Annotated in this window: 5 protein-coding genes and 1 pseudogene; all 6 read right to left on the reverse strand. The window is 63.9% G+C overall.

The window, feature by feature from the left end:
* Window positions 1-465: pseudogene (locus VKP01_RS11705) on the reverse strand (exopolyphosphatase); the annotation flags it as partial.
* Window positions 466-475: 10 nt separating this feature from the next.
* The gene (locus VKP01_RS11710) at window positions 476-2638 is read right to left on the reverse strand and encodes an RNA degradosome polyphosphate kinase (protein ID WP_324412484.1); all 2163 of its coding nucleotides are present in this window, start codon (window positions 2636-2638) and stop codon (window positions 476-478) included.
* A gap of 148 nt (window positions 2639-2786) precedes the next feature.
* The gene (locus VKP01_RS11715; protein WP_324412480.1) at window positions 2787-3569 is read right to left on the reverse strand and encodes a hypothetical protein; all 783 of its coding nucleotides are present in this window, start codon (window positions 3567-3569) and stop codon (window positions 2787-2789) included.
* Window positions 3562-4662, reverse strand: a complete 1101-nt coding sequence (locus VKP01_RS11720) for an AI-2E family transporter (protein WP_324412481.1) — start codon at window positions 4660-4662, stop codon at window positions 3562-3564. Before VKP01_RS11720 ends, VKP01_RS11715 begins: the two co-directional genes overlap by 8 nt.
* 40 nt (window positions 4663-4702) lie before the next feature.
* Window positions 4703-5233: a CDP-alcohol phosphatidyltransferase family protein gene (locus VKP01_RS11725; protein WP_324412482.1), complete on the reverse strand. Its 531-nt coding sequence runs from the start codon at window positions 5231-5233 to the stop codon at window positions 4703-4705.
* A gap of 105 nt (window positions 5234-5338) precedes the next feature.
* Window positions 5339-7934, reverse strand: a 2596-nt coding sequence (gene pyc, locus VKP01_RS11730; protein WP_324412483.1) for a pyruvate carboxylase, incomplete at its 5' end; no start/stop codon positions are given.

A 7934-nucleotide genomic window follows, 5' to 3' on the forward strand; every position in this document is an offset into this window, starting at 1 on the left:
GATGTCGATGAGTTCGAGCGAGCCACCGCCGAGATCACCCACGATCCCGTCCGGCTCGTGAAAGCCGGAAATCACACCGAGCGCCGAGAGCTCTGCCTCACGGGCGCCGGAGAGGAGTTCGATTTCCTGCCCGAGAATGCCCTCGGCCTCGGCCAGGAAATCGGGACCGTTCTGCGCATCACGGGCAGCGGCGGTGGCGAGCACATGCACCTTGCCGACCTTGATCGTGGCGCACAAGGCCTTGAACCGGGCCAGCGCACGAAGCGCGCGCGCCACCGCTTCCTCGTCGAGTCTTCCGGTTGAAGCCACATTGCGACCGAGGCCACAAAGCACTTTCTCATTGTATATTGGTGTCGGCGCGCGGGTCAGTCCCTCATAAACCACGAGGCGCACCGAGTTGGAGCCGATATCGATGATGCCGACCGGGCGCCCGACCTTGAGCCGGCCGGGAGCCTCGTCGCGCATCAGAAAATTCTTAGTTGCGTTGTCCACGTTTGAGCAGCGACCTCGGGCTGGAGGTCTTCAAGGACTCGCCCCGGCCTGACAGGCTGGGATTGGTCATGAAGAACTTGTGGGCGTTGAAGGGTTCTTCCTCCGGCTCCGGATTGATCCGCTCGCCCGCCCCGGATGGGAGCAGGCGCCAGCTCTGCTGATTATCGAGCAGATTGGCCAGCATGATCTGTTCCAGCACCTGTTGATGGACCGTCGGATTATGGATCGGCAGCAGCGCCTCGACGCGCCGGTCGAGATTGCGCTGCATCAGATCGGCAGAGGAGATATAGACATGCGCCTTCGGCCCGGGCAATCCCTCGCCATTGCCGAAAGCATAGATGCGGCTGTGTTCGAGGAAGCGCCCGACGATCGACTTGACCCGGATATTCTCCGACAGGCCCGCAATGCCGGGCCGCAGGCAGCAGATACCCCGGATGACCAGATCGATCTGCACGCCGGCGCCGTTCGCCTCGTAGAGCGCGTCGATGATCTCGTGATCGACGAGCGCGTTGCATTTCAGCCAGACCGCCGCCGGGCGCCCGGCTCGGGCATGCTCGATCTCTTCCGCGATGTGCTGGAGAAGGCGCTTCTTCAACGTGTAAGGCGAGACCGCCATGCGCTCCAGCTCGGCGGGCTCGGCATAGCCGGTGATGAAGTTGAAGATCCGCGCCACGTCGCGCGCGATCACCGGATCGGCGGTGAAATAGGACAGATCCGTGTAGATCCGCGCGGTGATCGGATGGTAATTGCCGGTGCCGACATGGCAATAGGTGACAAGCTGGCCGCCCTCGCGGCGCACGACCATGGAGAGCTTGGCATGGGTCTTGAGCTCGATGAAGCCGAAGACCACCTGCGCATGGGCGCGCTCCAGATCCCGGGCCCAGCGGATATTGGCCTCCTCGTCGAAGCGTGCCTTCAGTTCGACCAGAGCCGTGACCGATTTGCCGGCATCGGCGGCTTCCGCCAGAGCGGCGATGATCGGTGACTGGTTGGAGGTGCGGTAGAGCGTCTGCTTGATCGCGACCACATGCGGATCGCGCGCCGCCTGGTTGAGGAACTGCACCACCGAATCGAAGGATTCGTAAGGGTGATGGACGATAATGTCCTTCTCGCGGATCGCCGCGAAGCAGTCCCCGCCCTGGTCCCGGATGCGCTCGGGAAAGCGGGGTTTGTAAGGCTTGAACTTCAGATCCGGCCGCTCCAGCGCCACGAGCTGCGACAACTCCCCGAGCGCCAGCATACCGTCAATGGTGACGCGTTCTTCCGGCGCGACATGCAGCTCGGCGGCGACGAAAGCGCCGAGATCCTCGGGCATGCGCTCCTCGATTTCAAGCCGGATCACCGAGCCGCGCCGACGCTCCTTCAGCGCCGTCTCGAAGACGCGCACCAGATCCTCAGCCTCTTCCTCGATCTCGATATCGGAATCGCGGATCACCCGGAAGGAGCCCTGGCCGATCACTTCGTAGCCGGGAAACAACCGTCCGATATGCAGCACGATGGCCTGTTCCAGCGTGATGAAACGCATGCCGCCGTGATCGCCGTAATCGGGCAGCTTGATGAACCGGTCGATTTTCAAGGGCAAGCGGATCAGAGCATTGAGCAGCTTGCCGTCGCTCTGACGGCGCAGCTTCAGCGCCAGCGACATGCCGAGATTGGGGATGAAGGGGAAGGGATGGGCCGGGTCGATGGCGAGCGGGGTCAGGATCGGGAAGATATGATGCAGGAAATGATCTTCGAGCCAGACCCGCTCTGATTTCGACAGGTCATCCTCGCCGATGAGGGCGATTTCCTCACCCAGTAATTCGTCGCGCAATTCCCGCCAGCGCGCCTGCTGATCGACCGTGAGCGTGGCGACTTCCTGGCCGATGCGCGCCAATTGCTCGCTCGGCGTCAGCCCGTCCTGCGAGACGGCGGTGAGATCCTCGCGCACCTGCCCCTTGAGGCCGGCGACGCGGACCATGAAGAACTCATCGAGATTATTGGCCGAGATCGAGAGAAAGCGCAGCTGTTCGAGCAGCGGATGATTACCGTTGGAGGCCTCCTCCAGGACGCGGCGGTTGAATTCCAGCCAGGAGAGTTCACGGTTGACGAAGCGATGCGGCGTTCCCAGCAGATCGCGCCCCTGAGGCGGCGCGCCCTTCTGCACGACCGGCGGATCCTCGACATTCGCGATCTCGTCGACATCGGCTGCTGTACTGAGGCTGGCGCGCACCGGTTCTCTCCTTCTTCGTCACCCAAAAATCGCAATCTGACGCGCCTTTGCGACATTCTGGCGACGGGGGCATCTTAATCGATCATGGTGTGCTGTCGCCCCCGGAGGAAACCCCATCCCCATCTTCTTCGCCCGATTCATCAGCCCCATCCTCCGCGAGGTCGGGCATGTCGGCGAGAATTTCCAGTGCGAGATTGCGCGTCAGCCGTCGTCCCCGCCGCAGGGCTTCCCTGTCGAGCGCCGCGACGACCCGCCCCGCCTGGGCCAGCGAGCGGTCGATGCGCAGGGCGAGCGCATCGACGACGCGGGTATCGACGAGGAGTTGACGATCGACGAAGAGCTTGACCAGCACCGCTTTCAAGAGCCCTTCATCCGGCGGATCGATCCGCGCACCGGGTGCGAGCCGCAGGCGCGAGAGCAGATCCGGCGTGGCGAGCCCCCAGGCCGAAGGCGGGGCGCTCGCGGTGATCAGCACGCTGGTACCCTGTTCGCGCGCGAGGTTGAGCAGGTGAAAGAAAGCCGCATCATCGCGCGGCCCGCGATCGGCATCCTCGATCACGAGCGCCCGGTTCGAGACGAGATAGGGCACCCGCGCCATGCTGATCTGCGCGGCATCCACCGTCCAGGCATGGGCGCGCTCGGCCCATATCGCGGCGAGATGCGTCTTGCCGCTGCCAGGCGGGCCCTCGATCATGACGATCCGGTCGGACCAGTCGGGCCAGGCTTCGATCAGGGCATGGGCGTGCTCGTTGGAGGCCCCGACGAGGAAATCCTCGCCGCCATAGCGCGGTTCGAGAGCGAGATCGAGGGCGAGTTGATCCGCCTGCAGCGGTTTGCGCCGGGCGCGCGACGGGCGCTCATTCATGACGCGGCTCTGCGGCTTTCGCGACCGGCTCGCCATCCGCGCGATAGTAGCTGCTGGCGAGGTAGCGACGCAGCCCGAAACGCATCAAGACACCGACCGCTGCCGCGAGCGGTACCGCCATCAGCAGGCCGAGAAAGCCGAACAGCGACCCGAAAGCAAACAGCGCGAACATCAGCCAGACCGGATGCACACCCACCGATGCGCCCAGCAGTTTCGGCTGCAGCACGTTGCCCTCGACGAATTGCCCGGAGAAGAAGATGACGAGCGTCATCACGATCCAGAAATATTCCGGCCAGAACTGGACGATCGCGACGCCGGCGGAGAGCAGCAGCCCGGCGGAGGAACCCACATAGGGGATGATGCTCAGCAATCCCGCAGTAAGACCGATCAGGGCGCCGAAATTCAAACCGATGAGGCTCAGGCCGATGGCGTAGAAAGCACCGAGAATCAGGCACAGGGCCGCCTGCCCGCGCACGAAACCAGCCAGCGCCGTATCGATCTCGCGAACCAGCTTCCGGATCGTGTCGCGGTGGCGCAGCGGGAGCCATGAATCGACCCTCGCCACCATCTTGTGCCAGTCGATCAGGAGGTAGAAGGCGATGACTGGCGTCACGACAAGCAGGGACATGACGGACAGCAAGGTCTGTCCACCGGCGAGGATCGATCCTAGCAGCGTCAGCAGATATCCTGAGGCATTTCCCGCCATGTCACGGATGGAGCTTTCGACGTCCCGCCCGGCCTCTGCGCCGCCGACCAGTTCCAGCAGCGGGCCGCCATGCTCGTAGGCAAGACGCTGGAGCTGACCGACGTAAGACGGCAGCATCTGCAGGAAGGCGTTCAATTCCCGCACTGCCAGCGGAACGGCAAGGATCAGGACGAGCACGAAGACGATGACGAAGAGGCTCAGGATCAGCAGCGTCGCCCCGAGCCGTCCGAGCCCCAGGCGCTGGAGCCGCGTGGCGACGGGGTCCAGCAGATAGGCCAGCGCCAGCCCGGCGACGAAAGGCAGCAGGATACTGCTGAAAAGCCACAGAAACAGAACAAAGACGACGAGCGCCGCGATCCAGAATCCGAATTGCTTCTGTATGGTCATCGAACCCTCGGCAAAAGCGGCGCAAGCGCGCAGGATCTGGTCATCGGGTCATGTGCCGCAACCAGATCACGAGATAGGCGCCGGCGGTGATGACGGTCAAGACCGCAACGCTCCACAGCATGAACGTCTCGACCCGCGGCGCGGCGATACCAAGCGCGAGCAGGCCCAGAACCAGCGCCACATAAGCGATCTGCACAGCCGTATTCACTTTCGAGATCATCAGGGGTCTGACCTTCATCGGGCGCGTCAGCTGCCCTGCCACCATGAAGGCCATGACGATCATCGCATCGCGAAACACCACCAGTACGGCGATCCAGACTGGAATTTCGCCGACCAGTGCGAGTGTCACGAAGATGGAGATCACCAGAGCCTTGTCGGCAAGCGGGTCGATCATGGCGCCGAATTCGCTGCGCATGTCGAACCGCCGCGCAATATAGCCATCGGCCCCGTCAGAGATGCCTGCGATCACGAACATGGCGAAAGCCACGCCCCAGGCACCCTGCAGGATCGCCAGAATGACGAGCGGCACGAGAACGAGGCGAAAGATCGTGATCAGATTGGGAATGGTCATGCAATACGCCCCCCACATTGCCGATGGTTAGCAGGCGTATTGAACGGGTCAAGCAATCATCGCGCGCCAAGTGCCGCTGGCAGACTTGCCCCTGGCCGACTGCTTTCACTGCACAGCATAGACGATGAGCAGATCCTTGGCGTCGATCTGTTCACCAGGCTGGACGAGCACCTCCGCGATGGTGCCGTCGCGCTCGGCATGCAGGGCGCTTTCCATCTTCATCGCCTCGATGGAGAGCAGCACGTCACCCGCCTGGACCTTCTGGCCCGCAGCGACCGCGATGGTCGAGACGATACCCGGCATCGGCGCGCCGATATGGGTCCCATCCCCCGGCGTCGCCTTGCGCTTGACCTTGCCACCGCTCGCACCACGCGCCCGATCAGGCACCTTGATGCGCCGGGGCTGGCCGTTGAGCTCGAAGAAGACCGTGACCATGCCGTCCTCGTCAGTCTCACCGAAGGCGAGGCAGCGCACGACCAGCGTCTTGCCGCGCTCGATCTCGACGAGGATCTCCTCCTCCTGCGCCATGCCGTAGAAGAAATTCGGCGTCGGCAGGCAGGAGACGGGGCCGTATTCTTCCGAGGCGCGGGCGAAATCGGTGAAGACCTTGGGATACATCAGCCAGGAGGCGAATTCCGCATCGCTGACCTCCCGCTCCAGCTCGGCTTCCAGCATCTTGCGATCGGCAGCGAGATCGGCCGGGGCGAGCAGCGCGCCGGGTCGCTCGGTGCCAGGCGCCTCGCCCTTGAGCGCCTTGGCGGTGATCGCCTCGGGCCAGCCACCGGGTGGCTGACCGAGATCGCCGCGCAGCATGGCGATGACCGAATCGGGGAAGCTGATATCGTTGTCGGGATCGGCAACGTCGGCGACGCTCAGATCCTGCGCCACCATCATCAGGGCCATGTCGCCCACCACCTTCGATGACGGCGTCACCTTGACAATGTCGCCGAAGAGCAGGTTCACGTCGTGATAGGCCTGCGCCACCTCGTGCCAGCGGCTCTCCAGCCCCATGGCACGGGCCTGCTCCTTGAGATTGGTGAACTGCCCGCCGGGCATTTCGTGCAGATAGACCTCCGAAGCCGGCCCTTTCAGGTCGCTCTCGAACGCGGCATACTGGTTGCGCACCGCCTCCCAGTAGAACGAGATCCGCCGGATCCATTCCGGGTCGAGACCGGGATCGCGCTCATGGCCGCGCAGGGCCTCGACCAGTGAGCCGAGACAGGGCTGAGAGGTGTTGCCGGACAACGCATCCATCGCCGCATCCACCGCATCGGCGCCGCTGTCGATCGCCGCGAGCACGGTGGCCGCCGCGATGCCGGAAGTGTCATGCGTGTGGAAATGCAGCGGCAGATCCGTCTCCTCGCGCAGTGTCTTGAACAGCACCCGCGCCGAGGCCGGTTTCAGCAGCCCCGCCATATCCTTGATGGCGATGATATGCGCGCCCGCCGCCTCCAGCTCGCGGGCGAGCGCAACATAGTATTTCAGATCGTATTTCGGGCGGCTCGCGTCAGCGAGATCGCCGGTATAGCAGATCGCCGCCTCGCACAGCCTGCCCTCCCCGCGCACCGCATCCATGGCGACGCGCATGTTCTCGACCCAGTTGAGGCAATCGAACACGCGAAACAGATCGACCCCGCCGCAAGCCGCCTGCCTGACGAAATGGCGCACGACATTGTCGGGATAATTGGTGTAACCCACTCCGTTCGACCCGCGCAGCAGCATCTGCAGGAGGATGTTGGGCGCCCCCTCGCGCACCAGCGCCAGCCGCTCCCAGGGGTCTTCGGTGAGGAAGCGCATGGCGACGTCGAAGGTTGCCCCGCCCCAGCATTCGAGGGAGAAAAGATCCGGCAGGGCGCGCGCATAGGTGCCGGCAATGCGGGCGATGTCGTGGGTGCGCATGCGCGTGGCCAAGAGTGACTGATGGCCGTCGCGCATGCTGGTATCGGTTAACAGCACCCGGTTTTCCGCACGCATCCAGGCAGCGAATTTCTCCGGGCCGAGCGCATCGAGGCGCTGCTTCGTGCCCGCGCGAGGTTCATCCGGGCAATAGGGAATGACGGGGGCCGCCGCTTCCGCGTTCGGGCGGGCGCGATCGCGTGTCTCGGGATGGCCATTGACGCTGGCATCGGCGAGATAGTTCAACAGCCTGGTCGCCCGGTCCTGGCGCTTGACCTGGGTGAAGAGTTCCGGCGTCTCGTCGATGAAGCGGGTGGTATAGGTGTTGGCGCGAAATTGTGGATGGCCGATCACCGCTTCGAGAAAGGTGAGATTGGTGGCCACGCCACGGATGCGGAATTCGCGCAGGGCCCGGTCCATGCGTGCGATGGCATCCTGCGGATTGGGCGCCCAGGCGGTGACCTTCTCCAGAAGCGGATCATAGAACCGCGTGATCACCGCCCCGGAATAGGCCGTGCCGCCATCGAGGCGGATACCGAATCCGGTCGCGCCGCGATAGGCGGTGATGCGCCCGTAATCGGGGATGAAATTCTGCTCGGGGTCTTCCGTGGTGATGCGGCATTGCAGGGCGTGGCCGTTGAGCCTGATATCGGCCTGGCCCGGCACGCCGGATTCCGGCGCGCCGATCGCGACTCCTTCGGCGACACGGATCTGCGCCTTGACGATGTCGATGCCGGTGACCTCCTCCGTTACCGTATGCTCGACCTGGATGCGCGGATTGACCTCGATGAAGAAGAACTCGCCG

This window comes from Saliniramus sp. (genome assembly GCF_035311605.1).
Classification (GTDB): Bacteria; Pseudomonadota; Alphaproteobacteria; order Rhizobiales; family Beijerinckiaceae; genus Saliniramus.